Raw genomic sequence first — 20,278 nt, forward strand, 5'->3', positions numbered from 1 at the left:
GGGCGAGGGCTCAGTTGGAGATGACCGTCACGGTACGCACGGTGCCTTGGGACGAGGTGATGGTGGCTGTCGGGTTCGCCGACGGAATCACCGTGGTGCTGTTGCTCACCGTCAACCGCCAGCGACCGGTCACCGGCACCGTGGTGGTGCCCAGAGTTGCCAGCCCTGTCGGGGTGCTGACCTTGACGGTGATGACGTTGCCGGTAATCACCGATGAGGTACCTGCAAAGTCCCAGGTGAAGCGGTTGTTGGAGCGCGCCGACACCGTGGCCGTGGTGACCGTGAAGGTTTCCGCAGCAGGCCGTGGCGAGACTTGCACCGTGACGGTAGCGGGAGCCGACAGGGCGCCGAAGCTGTCCCGGGCGACGTAGGTGAAGGTTGTGGTGAAGGCCGTAGTGACCGTCGCTGGTGGGGTGTAGGTGATGACGGTGCCGTCGGTGCTGACGCTGCCGCGATTGAGTGCCGGTTGGGTCAGGCTGGCGACGGCGAGCGGCACGTTGCCTTCCGGATCGGTGTCGTTGGCCAGCACGTTGATCGGTATCGCCACGCCGAGGGTCGCGATGCTGTCGGCGACGGCCACCGGAGACTGGTTGGGCGCCACGGTGATGGTCACGGTCGCCGGAGCGGTCGAGGCCAGGCCTTTGACGTCTTGAGCCTTGTAGGTGAAGGTCGCTGTCAGCGGTGCATTGACCACGGCTGGCGGGGTGTAGACCACCGAAGTCGTGCCGCTCAATGCCACGGTGCCTTGCCCGGCAGCCGGTGGGGTCAGCGCGGTAATGCTCAGCGGCGTGTTGCCATCGGGATCACTGTCGTTGGCCAGCAGGTTGAGGGTCAGCGGCACGCCGAAGCTGGTGCTGCCAGTGTCGGCGACTGAGAGCGGCGCCTGGTTCTCACCGGTATCCGGAGCCGTCCCGACCACCACGACAGGTTCGGTGTCACTGCCGCCAGCAGCGGATTTGACGGTGACGGTAGCCGGTGGCTGAGTCAGGTCTGCAATGGTCAGTCGTTGCAGGGTGCCGGATTTCGACAGACGTCCGTAACCTTGCGCAACCATGTCCGGCACGGCCACTTCATCCGTGGAGGTGGCCTCGATCAGCAGGCTGTGATCGCTCCAGTTGTAGCGAGCGGTCTGGATTTTCACCAGGTCAGTGACCTTGCTCGATACCGCCGTCGGCCGGGTGGTGCCCGACGGATTGGTGGCGGTGACGACCACGATCGAAGGCAGCGTGCCGCTGGCCAGGTGCTGACCGAAGAACCCGCCGTTGTTGTCGCCCAACAGGTTGGTCTGGCATGGCGAAAGTGGCGGACCCGGCACCAGAGCGATGGTTTCGCGAAAGCACAGGGTCGAACTGTTGTCTGATTTGGCAAAGACTTCGACCCGGGTGCTGGTGCCTGTACCCGAAGTGGTGCGCCGGTAAGTAGCGCGATCAACTTCCACGGGGGTTTGCGCTCGGCTGTCCAGGACTTTACCGGACAAGTTGAACAAGTTGGTTTGAATGGTCCCGGCCGGACCTGTGATGCGGACGAAGTTGGTGTCATTGGGACTGCCGGTGACCTGTTCGGTGAGGTTCGGGTCGCCAACATAGGTTTCGATGGCGCCGGTGTCCGGGTTCACCTCGGTATAAGGACCGTTGACGCTGCGCAGGAACGGCCCGATGTTGCCATTCAGCGTGCCGCTGAAATTTCCAGGCGCACCGATGCCGATGTCCCGGGTGATGTTGATGGCACGACGGCCAGGCGTGGTGACGTTGACCGTTTCGACCCCGTAAGGGTGAGTGATGGTGTAAACCCCGGCAGTGGGCACCGAGACCCGAACGCGAATCCGCGCGAAGGCCACTTGATCGCCATCGAGCGGATTGCCGCCACCGAATGCAGCCTCGATCCCGGCGACGTAGGCATCCAGTTCATAGCCGCTGTTGCCAATTTGCGGGATCGCAGTCTCAGCCAGGAACCAGAACGCTTCCGGCGGCCAGTTGTCGGGGAAGATCATTGGCTGGGCATCGTCGTAAATGCCCGGCTCAGCCAGCAGGATGCACATGTAGGCCGGCGGCACAGTGGTCCCTACCCGTGAGCTCACTGCCCGGGACTGGCACAGTTCCATCGAGAGTAAATTGTTGTCCTGATACCACATCGGGAATTTCCCGGTGGCGAAGGTATAAGGGCCGGGGTCGACAGCCGCGAGTTGCGCGAATGCACTGCCGGACAGCGATAGAGTCAGTCCCAGGGCGTTGAGCGCCAGGCGTGGCCAATTGTTCATGATGCCTCCTGATGAGGATCTGCGCATGTGAGCGTTCATTGCACGATGACCACTTCTTCGATGTCGCTGCCGCCATTGGATGACGTCACTCGAACCTTGGCGGGTGGAATCGGCGAGATGCCGGTCGCCAGGGATTTCACTGCGCCATCGCCACTCAGGGCGCCAATGGCGGCACCGCTGGCGGAGGTGGCGGTGAGCACTGGCGGCGAGGTTTCATCGCTGGTCGAGGCCACGAGCGTCAATTGCCCGGAGCTCAGGCTGTACTCGGCACGCTGGATCACCACCAGGTCGGTCAGGGGCATGGACAAGGTGGTCGGCGTGCTGCTGGGGATGGCCACGTGGTTGTCGGCTGTCAGTTGCAGGGTGCTTGGCAACGTCGGGTTGTTCGAGGACTGCGCATACCAGTTTCCGGTGGTGTCAGCCTCGGTCAGGTGCAGTGCCGGGTTGTTGCTGTCCAGGGTCACAGTGGCTGGTGGCGGCGGGGCCATGACGAACACGTCTTGTTGGGCCACCGGGGCGCTTTCACCGGCCTTGCGCGAGTAGGTGCTGCGCTGGGTGATCATCGGAGTCGGACGGACCACCGTCGATAACTTGCCGGAGATGGCCATCACCGTGGTGCGCAAGTCCAGTCCGTTCGGACCTTCGATGCGGATGTAGTTGGTATTGAAAGGGCTGCCGGTGAAGGCTTCCGAAAGGTTCGGGTCGCCGACGAATTGCTCCGCAGCACCGGTCACCGGATTGGTTTCGGTGTAAGGGCCGTTGACACTGCGCAGGAACGGTCCGATGTCACCCTTGAGAGCGCCGTCGTAGGTTTTCGGTGAGCCGATGCCGATGTCCCGGGTCATGTTGATCGCCCGCCGCCCAGGGGTGTCGACGTTGAATACATCGACGCCGTAGGGGTGGGTGATCACGTAGGTGCCAGCGGTGGGCACGTCCACCCGGATGCGGATGCGCGCAAAGCTGATTTGATCACCTTCGACCGGGTCGCCGCCGCTGAAGGCCGCTTCGATGGCACTGACGTAGGTCAGGTCGATGCCCCGGGCGGCATCGACAATGGCGCCGTCGCCTGTGAACCAGAATGCTTCGTCGGGGAAGTTGGTCGGAAAGACGACCGGTTGCGCATCATCAAAAACCCCGGGAGTCGGCAGCAGGTTGCACATGTACGACTGTGCACCGGGAGCGCCGGGGACTCGCGAACTGACGGCCTTGGACAGGCACAGATCAAGGGTGCGGCCATGGGTGTCCTGATACCAGGCGGCAAACGAGCCGTTGGCTGGCACATAGGGACCGGGGTCGACCGCAAACAGCGCTGCCTGGGCAACACTTTGGGCGAGAGCGCTGACAACCAGGGCGGCCGCCGTTTTGGACAGTAAAGGGTGCATGAGTATTCCCTCTATCAGAGTACCTGCCCCGTAGGGATGGGTCAGTTGGGAGGGCTTCGGCAACTTCCATACCAATCTTTCAAAACGGCCGGTAGAGGCCCGCAGTGAAGGCGTGGAGCGCGCAAACGGTTTCGCGGGGGCGAGGGCGTAAGCGGGCGACTGTCCCCAGCATTGGGGGTAGGTGGGGGCAGTGGGGTATGTGGGGAATTGGGTGGGGGGGACAAAAACCCGATGTCGGGCAAAGACCGGACAGTGGGCTATAACCCTATAGGGAGTTTCCGGGAACAACGTCCATGACCAGTCAGACCACCACCCTCCTGAAAGAAGAGGGCGATATCCGCCTGAGCTCGCGCAAACAGCCGTTCAATCTGCTGCGCTGGTTCTCGCTGATCAGCATGGCCGTGATCGGCACGGTGGCCGTGGCGCTGGGGGCGGTGTCGACGCGGTTCGTGATTACCGAAAGCGTGCAGCGCGATGCCTTGCTCACCTCCCAGTTCATTCAAGCGATTGCCTCCGCCGAGGTGCGCCATGTCTCGATCCCCAACGTGCGAACCATGGGCGAGCTGCTGGACCCGCGCAAGGACAGGGATTTTCCTGACGTTGATCCGATGGCCCGCGCCAGTGCCCGTGGTGAATTCCTCGACCATATCCATCATTTGCCAGACGTGATTCTGGCGAACATTTATGCCCCTGACCGCATGGTGATCTGGTCCACCAACCCGGCACTGATGGGCACCACGATCCATGCCGACGAAGACCTGGACCAGGCCTTCGCTTCCAAGACTCCAGTGTCGGCCAGTTATCACAACGTCGACAAAAGCCGCATGGAGCAGAAGTTCATCACGCCCCCGGACTACATCTTCATAGAGAATTACATCCCGCTGTTCGATGCCGATGGCAATACCGTCACGGCGATGGTCGAGATCTACAAGGAACCCAGGGACCTGATCGATCGCATGGAGCGCGGCCTGGTACTGATCTGGCTGGCCACGGCCCTGGGCGGCGGACTGATTTATCTCGGGTTGTACTGGATCGTGCGCCGGGCAGCCATTTTGCTGGCAGTGCAACAAAAACAACTGATTACCAACGAAACCTTCGTGGCGCTCGGGGAGATGTCCTCGGCGGTGGCTCACAGCCTGCGCAACCCATTGGCGACCATACGCTCCAGCGCCGAACTGGCCCTGGAGTTCGACACTGGCCTGGCCCACAAGAACATCAACGACATCATCGGTCAGGTGGATCGCATGTCGAAGTGGGTCAGGGAATTGCTGCAGTCCTTACGCCCGCTCAATGATGACGCCGAGCCGGTGAACCTGGTGGCGGCGTTGCATGACAGCCTCATGGCTTTCGAGCATCAGATTGCCAAGGCCGGGGTGAAGGTGGTGTTCGAGCCGCAGGAGACGCCGATGGTGTTGAGCCAGCAGGTGCAGCTTACGCAGATCCTCAACAGCCTGTTGGCCAATGCCGTGGAAGCGATGGAACGGGGTGGCACACTGACCATTACCCTGGAGCCGACCGATACCCGGGGCATCGGCGTCGCCGTGTGCGACACCGGCAAAGGCATGAACGAAGAACAACGCCGGATGGCGTTCCGCCCATTCTTCACCACCAAGCAGGGCGGGCTGGGTGTCGGGTTGGTGCTGGTGAAGCGGATCATGGAGCGTTTCGGCGGCGGGGTAAGCCTGGGTAGCCGTGAAGGCGAGGGCACTTGCGTCCGTCTGTCGTTCAAGCGGATTCCCTGAACATGGGTGTGAACTTTCCCCGCTAGCGGGTACCAGCACCCAGTCGTTTCGCCGGTCGGGGTGCATCGTTGTTGATAAGCCATTGTTTTTTCAGGTGTTAATGCTGTTGTATAAAAGTGTTATGGATCTGGCGAGCTCCTTGCAAAGCCACCACCACCTCCTTCATGACGTCGAGGCGGCTGGTGATGGACAGAAACGCGCGGCCCCCCTGCAAGTGGTTCGGACTCCTGACACCTTCGAGCGTCCTCCTGACAATGACGCTCGGCACCACGACGCTACAGGCCAGCCCGATCGTTGACGAGCGACAGCCAGAACGTTCCGAGCCCTCGGCTTACTACGATGAACCGGCTGACGAAGCCGCGGCGCTGAACGCCATTTTGACCCTGCCCGAGGCCAACGCAGATTCCTTCGATTTGCCCGACGGCGTCAAAGGCAGCCGAGACACGACGCGCACGGAAAACATCCTGCCGCCTGCCATGCAGACCAGTTTCAACTACCCCACCAATGGCAAACCGAGCCCTCTCTTTGGCGCTCAGCCGTTCACTCAGCAGATGGTGTTGTTTGAGGCGTTCGGCCCGGAACTGGTCGGCGTGACGCGCCAACGGGATCTGGCCTGGCTCAACCGCTGGATTCGCGAACCGGACCGCATGCTCGCTGAAAAGGACCCGCTCGCGCTGGCACTGTTTGAACGCTTCGACAAAATCCCCATGCCCAATCTGCGTCTGGACGAGAATGCTGCGCAGTCAATTCTTGGGTTTTTGCAGGAAGAAACCGATCGCCAGCAACCGCTACAAGCGGCGCAGGTGCCATAGCGGCGAAATACTATCAGTGAAGCCGTCGACCACGATCAATGCCACCTACACTGATCCGAAACATGACTGAAAAGGCTTGATGCAAGCACCCTGGACAAGACCCATGCAGATACTGAAACAACAAAAAGTACCTGCGCCGGACGCCCCGGCAGCAGAAGGCCAAAGTCGAAGTGGACAGTTCAATCTGCTGCGCTGGTTTTCGCTGGGAAGCTTTCTCATCATTGCGGTGGTGGCGATGGGGTTGGGTTATGTGTCCACGCGGTTTGTTGTCGATGAGAGCATCGAGCGTGATTCCATGCTGACTGCGCAATTCATTCAGGCCATCGGTGATGCGGAAATTCGCCACGCCGGCATCACCCTGAAAAGAACCATGGGCGAGATGCTCGATCCGCGCGAAGACAACGCCTATCTCGACGTAAACCCAGGTGCCCGTGCCGCTGCCCGCATTGAGTTTCTCGATCACGTCGAACACTTGCCGGACACGCTGTTGGCGGTGGTGTATGCCCTGGATCGCACGGTGGTCTGGTCGACCAATCCACAGATGATCGGCATGCGCGTCGAAGGTGATGAAGAACTGGACGAATCCTTTGAAATGAAGGAACCGGTCTCCACCAGCTATCACCAGATCGACGAGGAACGTCCCGAACAGATGCTGTTGCGCGAGCCCAAGTACCTGTTCATCGAGAATTACATCCCGATGTTCAATGCCGACAAAAGCAAGGTCATTGCCATGGTCGAGATCTACAAGGAACCGGCGGACCTGGTGGAACGCATTCAGCGTGGCTTCAAGGCGATCTGGCTGGCGACCTTGCTCGGTGGCCTGCTTATCTACCTAGGGCTGTTCTGGATCGTGCGGCGTGCGTCCGTGTTGCTGCAGAGCCAGCAAAAACAATTGATCACTAACGAGACCTTCGTCGCCTTGGGAGAAATGTCCTCGGCCGTCGCCCACAGCTTGCGCAATCCGCTGGCAAACATACGCTCCAGCGCCGAACTGGCCCAGGAAATCGCCAGCCAGAGTGCGCAGAAAAACATCGGCGACATCATCAACCAGGTCGATCGCATGTCGCGCTGGGTCCGGGAGTTGCTGGTGTCGTTGCGGCCGATAAACGACGACTCCGAAACGGTGGACCTGGTGCTGGCCATTGATGACACCCTGAGCGCGTTTGACGCGCTGATCAGGCGCTCAAACGTGCACGTGCACTTCACACCGAAATTCTGTCCGCCGGTCGTCAGCCAACAGGTGCTGCTGACCCAGATTCTTAATAGCCTGTTCGCCAACGCCCTGGAGGCCATGCCCAAGGGCGGCATGCTCACTATCGCCATTGAACAACCCCGACCCGGACTGGTGCGCATGACCTTGAGCGATACCGGCAAAGGCATGAGCAAGCAGCAGCAAGAATCGGTCTTCAAGCCGTTTTTCACCACCAAACAGGGAGGGTTGGGCGTTGGCCTGGCCCTCGTCAAACGAATAATGGAGCGTTTCGAAGGCTCGGTCGAACTGACCAGCCAGGAGCAGGAAGGAACCCGCGTCTGTCTCAATTTCAAAGTGGCAACGGGAGGGGAATATGGAGCACAGCATACTGCTGGTCGAGGATGATGAACTCCTGGCCGAGAATATTCAGACCTACCTGGAGCGCAAAGACTTCGAGGTGACGGTCTGCCATTCGGCTGAAGAGGCGTTGGATAAACTGGGTACGTTCACCCCTGATGTGGTGCTGACCGACAACTCGCTGCCGGGCATGAGCGGTCACGACCTGATCCAGAAGCTGCGCATCAGCGCGCCGGATCTGAAGGTGATCATGATGACCGGCTACGGCAACGTCGAAGATGCCGTGGTGGCGATGAAAGAGGGCGCTTTTCATTACGTCACCAAACCGGTGGCCTTGCCGGAGCTCAAGCTGCTGCTGGACAAGGCCCTGGCCACTGATCGAATGGAGCGCACGCTGTCGTTTTATCAGGAGCGCGAGGCGCAGAAGTCAGGCGTACAGGCATTGATCGGCGAATCGGCGCCGATGCAATACTTGAAAAACACCATTACCCAGTTGCTCGACGCCGAGCGGCGCATGGCCAACACCGACCTGCCGCCCGTGCTGGTGGAAGGAGAGACCGGTACCGGCAAGGAACTGGTGGCCCGGGCGCTGCACTTCGACGGTCCGCGCAGCAAAGGTCCGTTCATTGAATTCAACTGCGCGTCGATCCCTTCCAATCTGGTGGAGTCGGAACTGTTCGGCCACGAGAAGGGCGCCTTCACCGACGCCAAGGACCGTCGAGTTGGTCTGGTGGAAGCGGCCGATGGCGGCACGCTGTTCCTCGATGAAGTCGGTGAAATGGACCTGCTGCTGCAAGCCAAACTGCTGAAGCTGCTGGAAGACCGGACCATCCGCCGGGTCGGCTCGGTCAAGGAACGCAAGGTCGATTTGCGGGTAATCAGCGCGACCAACTGCAACCTCGAACAAATGGTGCAACAGGGCAAGTTCCGTCGTGACCTGTTCTTCCGTTTGCGCATTATTTCGATCAAGGTGCCGCGCCTGTATGCCCGCGGCGCCGATATCCTGCTGCTGGCCCGGCATTTCCTGGCGATCCACGGCAAACGCTATGGCAAACCGCACCTGCATTTCAGTGACCAGGCTGAAGAGTTGCTGCTCAGCTACAGTTGGCCGGGCAACGTGCGTGAATTGCGCAACATGCTTGAGCAAACCGTGTTGTTGGCGCAAAGCGATACGATTGCCGCCCATCAGCTCAACGTCTGCCTGAGCCTGGTGGATGATCCGATCGTGCTGCAAGAACCCCAGCACCACGAACCGCGACCGGCCTACAACGGCACCGAGTCGATGAACCTGCCGGAAGTCGAGCGCGACATGGTGCGCAAGATGCTCGACAAGACCGACTGGAACGTCACCAAGTCCGCACGCTTGCTGGGCCTGAGCCGCGACATGCTGCGTTACCGGATCGAAAAGCTCGGCCTCGCACGCCCGGACAAACGCCAGTGGTGAGGTTTATTGCAACGTTGCCCCCTGACGGATGAGGCATTCGAGCACGCATGTGGGGTCGAGGACTTCCTGGTTGACGTAGACGCCACGTACCGGATCGTAGGAGCGGATGAATACCCGGACTGAGGCATCCGCGACGGTCGGTAATATTGAGTCGTGGAACTCATGCTGGCTGGCAATCGGGATGAAATCCTGAGGTGCGGTCGGGATGTATGACCGAGGCGGCACGGTGCTCAGGGAGGGCGGCACCGGGTGGGCGAAGGGCTGGTCGGCCCCGTAATAATTGAACTCACTGCTGTAGTCAGTGGTGGGTGTCAGGATATCGTCCGCCTGGGCGCCGGTGAGGGCGGTCAGGCTGAGGGCGAACAACAGCGTCAGATCAGTTTTTTTCATGGCAACACCTGTGAAATCGGTTTTCCCGCACTTCCCCAAGGCCATTAACTATAGCTGCCCTACGGGCACGCGTTCGCGACGCCCGGATTACAACATTCCAACAAACGCCCAATGGGGTTTTTCAGCACCCTGATCTAGACTCGTGCCGGTCAACAATGACCCGGATTCTGGAGTGTGCAATGGAAATGCCGACCAAAAAAAATGCCATCGCCAGCAACCGCGATGCCTGGAACGACTCCGCCCGACACCACAAGGACGCGCCCGATTGGCAGGCTCTGGTGGAGGCGGTCAGTCATCGCGATTTTTGCTGCATCGATGACACACTTCGCGGTGTACTGGAGCAGGTCGGCGTCGAGGGCAGGGACGTGGTGCAACTGGGCTGCAACAACGGACGGGAAAGTCTTTCGCTGTTTGCGCTGGGGGCTCGCAGCGTGGTGGGCGTCGACCAGTCCGACGCGTTTCTCGATCAGGCGCGGGAACTGGCTGGACTCTCACCCCATGAGCCCGAATTCATCGAGGCCGACATTCATCACCTGCCGGCTGAATTGCATGACCGCTTCGACGTGGCACTGATCACCATCGGCGTCTTGAACTGGATGCCCGACATCGGCGAATTCTTCCACCATGTCGCGCAGACCCTCAAGCCCGGCGGTGCGTTGGTGGTGTACGAAACCCACCCCTTCCTGGAAATGGTCGACCCCGAGGCCGCCGATCCCTATCGTCTGGACAGCTCGTACTTTCGCAGCGAGCCGTTCGTGCAGGACCAGCCGATCGTCTACGAAGGCAAAGTCGACCAGCACACCGCGTCGTCCTACTGGTTCGTCCACACCCTGGGCGCCATCTTCACCGGCGCCATCGAGGCGGGACTGCAGATCAGCCATTTCAAGGAGTACCCGCATTCCAACCGCGAGGAACTCTATGACCGGTATGAGCGGCAGACGGCGCAGTTGCCGTTGTGTTTTACGTGGGTGGGGGTGAAGCGAGCAGCCTAGCCAGAAGAATCTCTCAAAGCACCGAGTGATTGATCGAATGACCTGGCTGCGCACAGAGATCGATGCCGAGGGCATGGATGACCTTCAAAACCGTATCAAAGCGTGGTTTTGCACCGGGCGCGAAGGCCTTGTACAGGCTTTCGCGACCCATACCCGAGTCCTTGGCAATCTGTGTCATTCCGCGCGCTTTCACCACGTATCCGATAGCACGAAGAAATTCCTCGTTATCGCCCTCTGCGAGCACTTGTGAGAGGTACTCGCTAATGGCTTCGTCACTGTCCAGCAGTGCCGCCATATCGAAAGTAGTCAAAGTCTGGCTCATGTTTAAACCTCCTTTGCCAATTTTTTAGCCCGCCTGATATCGGCGGTTTGCGAAGATTTATCACCACCGGCCAAAAGCACAATGACGACACTGTTTCGCAAAGTGAAGTAGACCCGATAGCCGCCGCCGACGTCCACGCGCATTTCGGAAACGCCGTCTCCCACCGGCTTGATATCACCCAGGTTACCTGCAGAGGCACGATCAATGCGACGAGCGATAGCAATCTTCGCCCGCAAGTCACGAACTGAGGCATGCCATGCCACGAAGATCATAGTTTGTTGAACAATATAATTTATTGCTCAAATGTATCCACTTGGATACGAATGAGCAGTCAGGCGCTTCCTTCGCCAGGGATGGCTTTTCCCATAGATGTGTGGGACGTATCACGCTTTCAGCAGCGAAATCACCCGGCCCTCCTGTAGTTGATCGTCGTCGAACACAAAATCTGCGTGCGCTGGAGATCCACTGTAGGAGCGAGCCTGCTCGCGATAGCTCTCTGTCAGTCACATCAATACTGAATGTGCCGCCGCCATCGCGAGCAGGCTCACTCCTACATTGGATCGTCGTCGAACACAAAATCTGCGTGCGCTGGAGATCCACTGTAGGAGCGAGCCTGCTCGCGATAGCTCTCTGTCAGTTACATCAATACTGAATGTGCCGCCGCCATCGCGAGCAGGCTCACTCCTGCATTGGATCGTCGTCGAACACAAAATCTTCGTGCGCTGGAGATCCACTGTGAGAGCGAGCCTGCTCGCGATAGCTCTCTGTCAGTCACATCAATGCCGAATGTGCTGCCGCCATCGCGAGCAGGCTCACTCCTACATTGGATCGTCGTCGAACACAAAATCTTCGTGCGCTGGAGATCCACTGTGGGAGTGAGCCTGCTCGCGATAGCTCTCTGTCAGTCACCTCAATACCGAATGTGCCACCGCCATCGCGAGCAGGCTCACTCCTGCATTGGATCGTCGTCGGACACAAAATCTGCGTGCGCTGGAGATCCACTGTGAGAGCGAGCCTGCTCGCGATAGCTCTCTGTCAGTCACATCAATGCCGCATGTGCCGCCGCCATCGCGAGCAGGCTCGCTCCTGCATTGGATCGTCGTCGGACACAAAATCTGCGTGCGCTGGAGATCCACTGTGGGAGCAAGCCTGCTCGCGATAGCTCTCTGTCAGTCACATCAATGCCGCATGTGCCGCCGCCATCGCGAGCAGGCTCGCTCCTGCATTGGATCGTCGTCGGACACAAAATCTGCGTGCGCTGGAGATCCACTGTGGGAGCAAGCCTGCTCGCGATAGCTATCTGTCAGTTACATCAATACTGAATGTGCCGCCGCCATCGCGAGCAGGCTCACTCCTACATTGGATCGTCGTCGAACACAAAATCTGCGTGCGCTGGAGATCCACTGTAGGAGCGAGCCTGCTCGCGATAGCTCTCTGTCAGTCACATCAATGCCGAATGTGCCGCCGCCATCGCGAGCAGGCTCACTCCTACATTGGATCGTCGTCGAACACAAAATCTGCGTGCGCTGAGGATCTACTGTGGGAGCGAGCCTGCTCGCGATGGCCGCAACTCGGTCTGTCTATCGGATATCAGGCGCTAGCCGCCCCTGTTACCACTGGCCGTCCCGGTTTGCGCAGCGGATCAAGCCGTGAGCCGGTGTAGCGGGTTTCGCGGTAGAAGCGCCAGAGTCCGAACAGGCCGTAGACGTGGGTGACGCGACCCTGTTCGTGGTAGCCCATGCGGATGTGCAGCTTCAGGGCAGGGATGTTGTGGGTTTCGCAGACGTCCACCACCTTGTTGCAGCCTTGGGCTGCCATTGCCGCCCAGAGGTCTACCTGAGCATCCACCGACAGGCTGGTGCCGAAGTAGGGGCGGGCCATTTCGCCGCCGAACTCGAAGAACTCACCAGGTTTGACCGGGAACCAGCAGCCGTAATAGTGACGGTCGTGGTAGTCGCGGACGCTGCCCCAGATGAACGCAACAGCGTGGCCTTCTTCGTCCAGATACATGTGCCCGGTGTGACCCTCGGTGGCGAGTTCGGCCATGGTCCCGACGCGGTCACCAAAATGCTTGCCGAAGGCGCTGGCGTTTTCAGGGGTGATGGTCACCATGCGCAGTCCCGAATAAGGACGCAGTTTGTGCGGCGGTACCGGGCTGATCAGGTCCCGTTCCATCCATAAAAGCTCCCAGTGGAAGAACACGTAGCGTTTCCACAGCGTGTTGAACGTGCGGCTCAGGCCTTTTTGTTTTATGCGTTCGCGAAGCTTTTCGATGATGCTCATGACGCTCTCCTTAGCCTAAGCCAGGGTGTGGGTGGAAACGCTTTTGATGGGTATAGATCAAGCTTGAAAGTTCATATCAAAGCGCCAGCTTTGAATGTGTTGCAACGTATGTAACTCATTCGAGCGCGGCTTCACCGGTCACCAAATGGCTGTTCAAAGCACCATAGGAAGCCCGCGGCACACCGTGAAGACGCCTTTCTAGAACAAGGGTTAGAGACTCTTCTGGCTGCAAATAGGCATCACCGAAATCAGCGCCAAGCTGAGTCGGATGAGCCACGATTTCCAGCACACCATCGGTCGGCATGGCGTCATTGCGCAGGTCCACCGGTGTGCACACATAATCCGCGGTCACACCCGCCAGGCTCTGCAAGCGATTATTCAGCAAGGTCTTGAACACACGCTTGGGCAAGCTCAGGTTTTGCCCCAGATTGCGCGCAAGGCGCACGGGCACTCCTTGGCTCGCGGCGAAGCGGGCGACGATCTCACCAATGGGCCAGATGTTGTGAACGTGTTGATGGGAATCGATGTGGCTGGGCCGTACACCGTTGTCCACGCAGCGTTGCCATTGGGCGTTGAGCTCCTCCAGCACTGCGTCGCGGTCCCCCCGGCTGAGCCAGAGGCGATGGCGGGACAGGTTGAGATCGAACACCCCATGGCTGTCACAGAAGTTCCTTCGACCCAGAATCGACTGACTCAACGGACGCCCATACGTGAGGTTGAAATGCAGGCCGATCCGGTCCTTGAGCAACGGATGCTGGGCCATGATGCACGCCGCTTCGAAGGCCGGCATATTGGCCATGGCCGTGGCGGAGCTGATCACCCCCGCCTGGAAGGCGCCCAGGATTACCGCGTTTTCGCACGGGCTGAGACCGAAATCGTCAGCGTTGACTATGACTTGGCGAGGCATGGTCGCCCTCCCTGTTTGTGTCGGTTGGCTTCGTTGCTTTGACCACTGCGGCAACGGGCGCCGGTGCAGTGGCAACGGTCGCTGCTGCCCGTTTGGCTTGCCATTTCTGCAACAAGGGTTTGAGCCGCTGCCAGAGTCTCAGGGCCAGGCCCAGCGCCAGACCGCTGGGGCGCCAGGAATAGAAACTCCAGCGCCAGTGTTCGAGTTGCCCGGTCATGCGTTCGTGCAGTTGATGGCTGGAATTTTCCAGGCTCACCCGCGAGGCATCGATCCAGCGCCAGTGCTCGTCCAGCCCCCAGCGAATCCACTCGTCGAGCAGCACCCGACCGCTGCCCAGATCGGCGTATTGCGGCAGGAACGCCAGGTTGTAATCGTACAACCGGCCTTGTTCCAGCAACCCGAGGCGGTAGCTGATGCAGCGCCCGTCCAGCTCCAGCACCACGACCCGCACCAGCCCCTGTTCGGCGAGGGCGGTGAAGGCTCGGTCCATCCATTGTCGGTGACGTTCGTCGGCGAAAATCCCGACGCCTTCATCGCCTTTCCAACTGACCGCTTCGACTTCACTGATGGCCTGCAACAACGGGCCCATGGTCGACGCATCGGGGGTGATCCGTCGAACCTGGGCACCACAGGCTGCGATGCGTTTGCGTGCGCGGCGCAGTTTATAGCGGGGGTCACCCGAAACTTCCTGGTGGTCCGCGTCGCTGATCACGTGCACCGGCACCCGACAGCTAAGGCGCCGTTCACCGGTCGAGCTGTGCGCCATCCACTCGGTCAGCACGCTTTCTTCGCCGACCGGTTCCGACAACTCGTTGAGTTGCAGCAGGGCGTGGGGAAGTTGTCGGCGGATCTCGATCAGTGCCTTGCGGATATTCTCCGAGTCCGTTTTTGCAAGGAGCGCGAGGCGGTCGGCGAGTGGGTAGCCAAGGTGATGCAGCACGCGAAACGGCAGCCTGGCGAAACGCTCGACGGAGGCCACTAACGGCAAACACAAGACCAGCTCATGACCCTGCCAGCCAAGCAACACATGCAAACGTTGCCCGGTGGTCAGGGCCTGTTCGGATGCACGCATCCAGGCCAGTGTGTTGAACGGTGTGTGGTCCGTCACTCGCAGACGCAACGCTTCATAAGCCGTTTCCGGGAAATCAGCGGCGCACAACGAAGTGCGCCATTCGAATCGTGCTGCCATAGGGTCAGCTCACCGCTGCTGTGGCGGGTTCACGTGCCGGTTTGCGCAAGGCATCCAGGCGTGAGCCGCTGTAATGGGTTTCGCGGTAGAAGCGCCAGCGACCAAACAGCTCGTAGACGTTCATGATCCGCCCTTGTTCCTTGTAGCCGGTGCGTATGTGCAGCTTGAGGGCAGGGACATTGTGGGACTCACAGACATCCACCACTGTGTGGCAACCCTGGTCCAGCATGGCTTTCCACAATTGCGTCTGCACGTCCATCGACAGCGCGGTGCCCCAGTACGCGCGGGTCAGCTCGCCGCCGAATTCGAAGAACTCGCCTTCTTTCACCGGAAACCAGCAGCCGTAGTAGTGCTTGTCGTGATAGTTGCGCGCCGCGCCCCAGATGAAGGCCACCGCATCACCCTTGTCGTCCAGGTGCATATGCCCGGTGTAGCCTTCACGGGCCAGTTCGGCCATGGTCTCCACGCGGTCACCGAAGTAACGGGTGAACGCCACGGCGTTTTCCGGGGTGATGCGCACTACCTGCAGCGGCGGGTAGGGCCTGAGTTTGTAAGGCGGCACCGGAGTGACCAGATCGCGCTCCATCCACAACAGTTCCTCGTGGGAAAACACGTAGTGCTTCCAGATTTTATTGAGGGTGGCACGCCAACCCTTTTGTCTGATGTGTTGGCTGAGTTTCTGCAAAACGCTCATGTTATTGACTCCTGACGGTCTCGGCCGCGAGTGGAGTGATGCGAGGTGCGGCCAATGGCCGATTTCGCTATTCAATACTTGGCAATTCATGAGGCGCTCCAGCTGAGATTGAACAGGGTCCGTCCTGGCAGCTCGAAGCTGACGCGACCGTCCTGGCAATTGAAGGGTGCGTCGCGGGCGCGGTTGTCGGCACCGAAGTAGCTTAATGAACCGTTGGCCAGCGGACACTGGACTCCAGTCAGGGCCACACGCTGCAAGCGCGTGGCTTTATTGACGCCCAGAAGGTTGCGCTTCTTGTCCTCGGCCATGGCCAGCACGTCGACCTCGAAGGCGTCGTTATCGAGGAGCATCACGTCGTGCAGCCAATGCTGGCGGATGAACTGCTGAGCCAGACCCACAGGCTTGAGCTCGAAGCGATCGTCGCCGAGGACACGCAACATGCCTTTGGGGTAGTTCGGTTCGTCGGCAGCCTGGAACCAGCTCAGCATTTCCAGCAAGCCATCCTGAGACGAGTTGATGACGACCGACGTCCACCACAACGACGCGAAGTGGGTTTCCTGATCGTAAGGACTGAGGCTGGACCCGCTGGACATGTTGGTCTGGTCCAGCAGCAAGGCTTTGCGCGGCCGGCCCTGGGCGTCGAGGCCGACCAGGTCGGCGGCGCGGCGCACGCTGTCACGGTAGACCCGTGTTGCCAGCAGGTCGCGAATCATCCATTCGTGCCAGGCCAGGGCATCGATGTTGTCGCCGGATTCGGCCAGCAAGCGTTTGGCCCAATCGATGCCGCGTTTGTCGGCGGCGTTGTCAGCAAACGGGCCGTTGACCAGCCGCGAACTGGCGGGCATGGCGATGCGCACGCCGGCCTTGGCATTGGCGGGATTGCTGCGCACTTGCCGGGCCATGCTGTTGAAGATGCTTTGGTAGTTGGCGTAGTCCGGGTAATTGAGGTTCGGCTCGTCGGCAAAACCGATGTAGTGCGTGCCTTTGCCACCCAGGGCCCGGGTCGACGCGAGCCAGGCGTCGAGCCCGGCGTTGCTCAGGGTGTCGGCGCGCAAGTCAGCCTGGCGCTGGCTCCCGGCCAACAAGGTGATGTCCTGGGTGATGCCGAAGCGGTCCTGATACAGCCGACGGAATTCATCTTCGTAGTGCGGATTCTTCGCCGTGATGTCGACGAAACTGTAGTAAGTGCCCGCCTGTGGCTTGAGTGCATCGAGCACTGCATAACTCGATTCCGGCACCTTGACGTAGGGCAGGGCGATGCCCAGGTTCGGGGTCGGCCCCAGCATTTTATTGTGCAATGTCAGCCGGACCTGGCCATCGTCCTCGCGCAGGGGCTTGAGTTGCTGCGGATTCTGGGCGAAGAGGTTGGCGGTGCCATCTAGCCAGAACGCCACCTTGCCGCTGCCTTGCAGGCGCAAGCGCCAGACCTGTGCTTCTGTGGCGACGGGCAACTCGACCTTGTCGAACTGCCAATAACCCCGATACGGTTTCAGCGTCAGCGCCACTTGTTTGCCGTCGCCCACGCGCTGCGCTTGCAAGGCGCTGACACCGCCGTGGAACTTGCCGGCCAGCACTGCGCGCTCACCCGGCGCTACCTTGAAGTACAGCTCATCGCCGTTGTGGGTTTCGGCGCTGAAATGCACCTTGGCCGGGGCGAACAACGCCACCGTGTGTTCGTCGTGTTCAACCCGGTAGCGACGGAAGCTGTAGCCCGGAATTTCCAGTTGATAGCTGGAGGCACTCGGGGTCAACGGCCAGCTCTGGCTGCCGCGCGATTCGCTGGGGGCGATCAGGCGCTCGCCCTGGAGTTTGCCCTGGCCGTCGAGCAGGTACAGGCGTTCTTCGTTGGCATCCGCTTGCCACGCCGGCGCCCAGCGAATGGTCAGCGTGTCGGGACGATCCGGTTGCAGGTACAGGCTGCCGTCGCGAATATCGGCCCAACGCATGGGCGCCGCCTGGGCGCTCAGCGCGAGGCCAAGGCTAAACAGCAGGACCAGGCGTTTCATGCCGACTTCCGTTGCAGCATGTGCAGCATCGGCGTTACATCGCTGGGCAGAATGATCAGGGTTTGCCAGACCGGCACGCCGCTCAACCGGCAGTACATCACCAGCAGCGCGAGGGTGACCGCGAGGTAGGCGATGGACGAGGCCGCCGCCGCGCCGACGATCCCGTAGGCCGGAATCAACACCAGGTTCAGCGCCAGGTTCAGCAAGGCGCCCAGACCCATCAACAGCGAAATCGTGCCGGGACGGTTTTTGCCCAGCAAGTCCAGGCGCAGGATGCTCGCGTAGCACAGGCCCAACAGGCCCGGCAGCAGTGCCAGCAAGGCCGGATACGCCGGCTGATAGGCCGCGCCGAACAGCGTCACGATGAGCCATTCGCCGATCACCGCCATGGTCACGCAGGCGCCGAGCATCACCGTGGCGGTCAGGCGCAGGGCCAGCGGCGTCACTTTGTCGATGCCTTCTTCCTGTTGCAGCAGGCGTTTCATCAACGGCGTGGTCACGGCTTCCGGGACAATCAGCAGCAACTCGGCGGCGGCGCTGGCCATGGCGTAATGACCGAGCGCGGTGCTGCCGAGCAGGGCGCCGATGAACAGGTAATCGGAGCGCAGGATCACTTGCTGGAACAGCAGGTCGGGATGGCTGCGAGCGCTGTAGCGCAGCAGCTCGTTCTGGCTGGCGCGGTCCCATTGCAATTTCAGGGGCTGAGCGCGTTTGAGCCAGAACCAGCCTGCCAGTACCACCAGGCTGATGCCTGCCAGCCAACTGATCAGCGCTGCTTCCAGCGCGGCGTCTTTCCACATCCAGAACAAGGCGAGAAACAACAGCAGCGGCGCCAGGGATTCCACCAGGCGCAACGCGTTGAAGGCCACCACGCCGCCGGAGGCGTTGTGCAAGGTCAGCAGTCCGCTCTTGAGTACGGTCAGTGGCACCGCCAGCAACAACAGCCAGGCGAGCAGGCCCAGTTGCGTGGTGATGTCGAGTTCACTGCCGAACTCACGCACCAGGGCGACCACCAGCAAAGTCAAAAGACCCGCCAGCAAGCAACCGAACACCAGCACCTGACTCAGCAGCAACCCCATGGGGCGTTGCTTGGCCGCCTGAAAACCCACCGCCGAATTCAGCCCGCCGCTGGTGGCGGCGCTGATCAGGTCGGGCAAGGTGCTGAGCAGGGCAAACAAACCCCGTTCGCTCGGCCCGAGGATCCTTGCGAGCAACACGTTGCGCATCAGCCGCAAACCGATCATCGCCAGTTTGGTGCCCATGCTCAGGGCCAGATGCTTGAGGTAATGGCTGCGGCTCATGTGCGGGCCCCGCGGAACAGGCGCCAGGACAGCAGCTGCGGATTGCGCGCCACCCGTTGGCTGACGCCGAAACGGGGCAGGTTCAAGGGGTCATCGGTGCCCCGATAAATCCCGGTGCCGGTGCCCAGGGCGAACGGGTAATCGTGATCGGCAACGTGTTCGCGTACCCGCGCATCGTTGTCGCCGTTGGGGTAGCAGTAGACCGGCAGCGGACGGTTGCAGCCATTGTGCAAGGCGTCGCGGCTGCGGCTGAGTTCTTCATGCAAACGCTGATCATCGAGGCCGGTGAGAATCGCATGGCTGGCGCCGTGGGGACCGAACCGCACCAGCCCCGAGCCTTCCAGCATGCGCACCTGCTGCCAGTCCAGCGCCTGGGGCAATGACTCGTCCGGGCACTCGTCGGTCAGGTGATTCAAGTCAGCAGGGCTGAGGGTTTTCAGGCTGTGCAGAAAATGCAGCAAGGCCAGGCTGCGACGCTCCACTTCCAGTTCATCGAAGGCCACCGGCAACGGCCGACCGACTTGTCGCAGGCAATCGATCAATTGCATCCGCGCCCGTTCACCGTGGCTGCCCCAGAGGGTTTCGCCGATGCTCTCCCACCAGAACCGCTGGCGGCTGCCGATGAAATCGGTGGAGAGAAAAATGCTCGCAGGCACCTGGTATTTTTGCAGCAACGGGAAGGCGTTCAGGGCGTTGTCGCGCCAACCATCGTCGAAGGTCAGGGTGATTTTCGGGCGATCCGATCTCACCGTGCCGGGTTGCAAGATGTCCATCAACGACACGCAATCGAAGTGTTTTTTCAGCCACACCAGCAAGTGTTCGAAGGCTTTTGGCCCGACGCACAGCTCATTGCGATGGGGCAGTTCGGCCGCGTGGTCGCTGGCCAGCACCCGGTGCAGCATCAGGATCACACCGGCGCCTTGCAGTTGATTGCGGCCCACCGGCGAGTTGAGATAAAGCCAGCCACTGGTACGTTTTAATAGTTGTTTGATCGCCATGGCTCAGTCC

16 protein-coding genes and 2 pseudogenes are annotated in these 20,278 nt (G+C 60.5%); 6 read left to right on the forward strand and 12 right to left on the reverse strand.

Translation table 11 applies throughout. The features are described from left to right. Nucleotides 1–10: 10 nt before the first annotated feature. Both AB4N91_RS08265 and AB4N91_RS08270 read right to left on the reverse strand, forming a co-directional pair. Nucleotides 11–2,257: an Ig-like domain-containing protein gene (locus tag AB4N91_RS08265; protein WP_010455667.1), complete on the reverse strand. Its 2,247-nt coding sequence runs from the start codon at nt 2,255–2,257 to the stop codon at nt 11–13. Nucleotides 2,258–2,292: 35 nt separating this feature from the next. Next, nucleotides 2,293–3,639, reverse strand: a complete 1,347-nt coding sequence (locus AB4N91_RS08270) for a hypothetical protein (RefSeq protein WP_077750528.1) — start codon at nt 3,637–3,639, stop codon at nt 2,293–2,295. Nucleotides 3,640–3,932: 293 nt separating this feature from the next. Here AB4N91_RS08270 and AB4N91_RS08275 point away from each other — a divergent pair, with 293 nt between their 5' ends. The 5 genes and pseudogenes from AB4N91_RS08275 (at nt 3,933) to AB4N91_RS08295 (ending at nt 9,186) form a co-directional block, all read left to right on the forward strand. Then, on the forward strand, nt 3,933–5,381 hold the full coding sequence (locus AB4N91_RS08275) for a sensor histidine kinase (protein WP_154912655.1): 1,449 nt from the start codon (nt 3,933–3,935) through the stop codon (nt 5,379–5,381). Nucleotides 5,382–5,566: 185 nt separating this feature from the next. Next, nucleotides 5,567–5,977: pseudogene (locus AB4N91_RS08280) on the forward strand (copper oxidase); the annotation flags it as partial. After that, a pseudogene (locus AB4N91_RS08285) lies at nt 5,954–6,193 on the forward strand (SCO family protein); the annotation flags it as partial. The pseudogenes AB4N91_RS08280 and AB4N91_RS08285, both read left to right, overlap by 24 nt. Nucleotides 6,194–6,296: 103 nt before the next feature. Then, on the forward strand, nt 6,297–7,790 hold the full coding sequence (locus tag AB4N91_RS08290) for a sensor histidine kinase (protein WP_154912657.1): 1,494 nt from the start codon (nt 6,297–6,299) through the stop codon (nt 7,788–7,790). Then, nucleotides 7,759–9,186: a sigma-54-dependent transcriptional regulator gene (locus tag AB4N91_RS08295; RefSeq protein ID WP_077749041.1), complete on the forward strand. Its 1,428-nt coding sequence runs from the start codon at nt 7,759–7,761 to the stop codon at nt 9,184–9,186. The genes AB4N91_RS08290 and AB4N91_RS08295 overlap by 32 nt, the downstream gene beginning before the upstream one ends. A 3-nt stretch (nt 9,187–9,189) precedes the next feature. On the opposite strand, the gene AB4N91_RS08300 is transcribed toward AB4N91_RS08295, so the two are convergent. After that, a complete protein-coding gene (locus AB4N91_RS08300) occupies nt 9,190–9,576 on the reverse strand; it encodes a hypothetical protein (protein WP_077749042.1) in 387 nt (128 codons plus the stop codon). A 179-nt stretch (nt 9,577–9,755) separates the two neighbouring features. On the opposite strand from AB4N91_RS08300, the gene AB4N91_RS08305 reads away from it, so the two are divergent. Next, nucleotides 9,756–10,568, forward strand: coding sequence for a class I SAM-dependent methyltransferase (locus tag AB4N91_RS08305; protein ID WP_458368665.1), 813 nt, complete (start codon nt 9,756–9,758; stop codon nt 10,566–10,568). Between the two features lie 13 nt (nt 10,569–10,581). Here the strand turns inward: AB4N91_RS08305 and AB4N91_RS08310 are convergent, their stop codons facing one another. The 9 genes from AB4N91_RS08310 to AB4N91_RS08350 all read right to left on the reverse strand — a co-directional run bounded on the left by AB4N91_RS08310 (nt 10,582) and on the right by AB4N91_RS08350 (nt 20,268). Continuing rightward, the gene (locus tag AB4N91_RS08310) at nt 10,582–10,890 is read right to left on the reverse strand and encodes an addiction module antidote protein (RefSeq protein ID WP_010455651.1); all 309 of its coding nucleotides are present in this window, start codon (nt 10,888–10,890) and stop codon (nt 10,582–10,584) included. A gap of 2 nt (nt 10,891–10,892) precedes the next feature. Next, entirely contained in the window at nt 10,893–11,186 is a 294-nt protein-coding gene (locus AB4N91_RS08315; protein ID WP_145308185.1) for a type II toxin-antitoxin system RelE/ParE family toxin, read from the reverse strand. 1,294 nt (nt 11,187–12,480) lie between these two features. After that, entirely contained in the window at nt 12,481–13,173 is a 693-nt protein-coding gene (locus AB4N91_RS08320; RefSeq protein ID WP_077749045.1) for a GNAT family N-acetyltransferase, read from the reverse strand. Between the two features lie 115 nt (nt 13,174–13,288). Next, nucleotides 13,289–14,080, reverse strand: coding sequence for a ChbG/HpnK family deacetylase (locus AB4N91_RS08325; RefSeq protein WP_460112282.1), 792 nt, complete (start codon nt 14,078–14,080; stop codon nt 13,289–13,291). Next, nucleotides 14,052–15,269, reverse strand: a complete 1,218-nt coding sequence (locus AB4N91_RS08330) for a GNAT family N-acetyltransferase (protein WP_010455642.1) — start codon at nt 15,267–15,269, stop codon at nt 14,052–14,054. Before AB4N91_RS08330 ends, AB4N91_RS08325 begins: the two co-directional genes overlap by 29 nt. A 4-nt stretch (nt 15,270–15,273) precedes the next feature. Next, nucleotides 15,274–15,963, reverse strand: a complete 690-nt coding sequence (locus AB4N91_RS08335) for a GNAT family N-acetyltransferase (RefSeq protein WP_010455641.1) — start codon at nt 15,961–15,963, stop codon at nt 15,274–15,276. 86 nt (nt 15,964–16,049) lie between these two features. Then, the gene (locus tag AB4N91_RS08340) at nt 16,050–17,969 is read right to left on the reverse strand and encodes a hypothetical protein (protein ID WP_460112283.1); all 1,920 of its coding nucleotides are present in this window, start codon (nt 17,967–17,969) and stop codon (nt 16,050–16,052) included. Next, nucleotides 17,966–19,270 carry a lipopolysaccharide biosynthesis protein gene (locus tag AB4N91_RS08345; protein ID WP_077749050.1) on the reverse strand — a complete coding sequence of 435 codons (1,305 nt, stop codon included), beginning with the start codon at nt 19,268–19,270 and terminating at the stop codon, nt 17,966–17,968. The genes AB4N91_RS08340 and AB4N91_RS08345 overlap by 4 nt, the downstream gene beginning before the upstream one ends. Then, entirely contained in the window at nt 19,267–20,268 is a 1,002-nt protein-coding gene (locus AB4N91_RS08350; RefSeq protein ID WP_077749051.1) for a polysaccharide deacetylase family protein, read from the reverse strand. Before AB4N91_RS08350 ends, AB4N91_RS08345 begins: the two co-directional genes overlap by 4 nt. Nucleotides 20,269–20,278 lie beyond the last annotated feature (10 nt).

The organism is Pseudomonas sp. H3_D04, assembly GCF_054669175.1.

Excerpts from the sequence above, each read along its gene's own strand:
- AB4N91_RS08265 (WP_010455667.1), bottom strand. The coding sequence starts at position 2,257 with ATGAACAATTGGCCACGCCTGGCGCTCAACGCCCTGGGACTGACTCTA.
- AB4N91_RS08270 (WP_077750528.1), bottom strand. The coding sequence starts at position 3,639 with ATGCACCCTTTACTGTCCAAAACGGCGGCCGCCCTGGTTGTCAGCGCT.
- AB4N91_RS08275 (WP_154912655.1), top strand. The coding sequence starts at position 3,933 with ATGACCAGTCAGACCACCACCCTCCTGAAAGAAGAGGGCGATATCCGC.
- AB4N91_RS08290 (WP_154912657.1), top strand. The coding sequence starts at position 6,297 with ATGCAGATACTGAAACAACAAAAAGTACCTGCGCCGGACGCCCCGGCA.
- AB4N91_RS08295 (WP_077749041.1), top strand. The coding sequence starts at position 7,759 with ATGGAGCACAGCATACTGCTGGTCGAGGATGATGAACTCCTGGCCGAG.
- AB4N91_RS08300 (WP_077749042.1), bottom strand. The coding sequence starts at position 9,576 with ATGAAAAAAACTGATCTGACGCTGTTGTTCGCCCTCAGCCTGACCGCC.
- AB4N91_RS08305 (WP_458368665.1), top strand. The coding sequence starts at position 9,756 with ATGGAAATGCCGACCAAAAAAAATGCCATCGCCAGCAACCGCGATGCC.
- AB4N91_RS08310 (WP_010455651.1), bottom strand. The coding sequence starts at position 10,890 with ATGAGCCAGACTTTGACTACTTTCGATATGGCGGCACTGCTGGACAGT.
- AB4N91_RS08320 (WP_077749045.1), bottom strand. The coding sequence starts at position 13,173 with ATGAGCATCATCGAAAAGCTTCGCGAACGCATAAAACAAAAAGGCCTG.
- AB4N91_RS08325 (WP_460112282.1), bottom strand. The coding sequence starts at position 14,080 with ATGCCTCGCCAAGTCATAGTCAACGCTGACGATTTCGGTCTCAGCCCG.
- AB4N91_RS08330 (WP_010455642.1), bottom strand. The coding sequence starts at position 15,269 with ATGGCAGCACGATTCGAATGGCGCACTTCGTTGTGCGCCGCTGATTTC.
- AB4N91_RS08335 (WP_010455641.1), bottom strand. The coding sequence starts at position 15,963 with ATGAGCGTTTTGCAGAAACTCAGCCAACACATCAGACAAAAGGGTTGG.
- AB4N91_RS08340 (WP_460112283.1), bottom strand. The coding sequence starts at position 17,969 with ATGAAACGCCTGGTCCTGCTGTTTAGCCTTGGCCTCGCGCTGAGCGCC.
- AB4N91_RS08345 (WP_077749050.1), bottom strand. The coding sequence starts at position 19,270 with ATGAGCCGCAGCCATTACCTCAAGCATCTGGCCCTGAGCATGGGCACC.
- AB4N91_RS08350 (WP_077749051.1), bottom strand. The coding sequence starts at position 20,268 with ATGGCGATCAAACAACTATTAAAACGTACCAGTGGCTGGCTTTATCTC.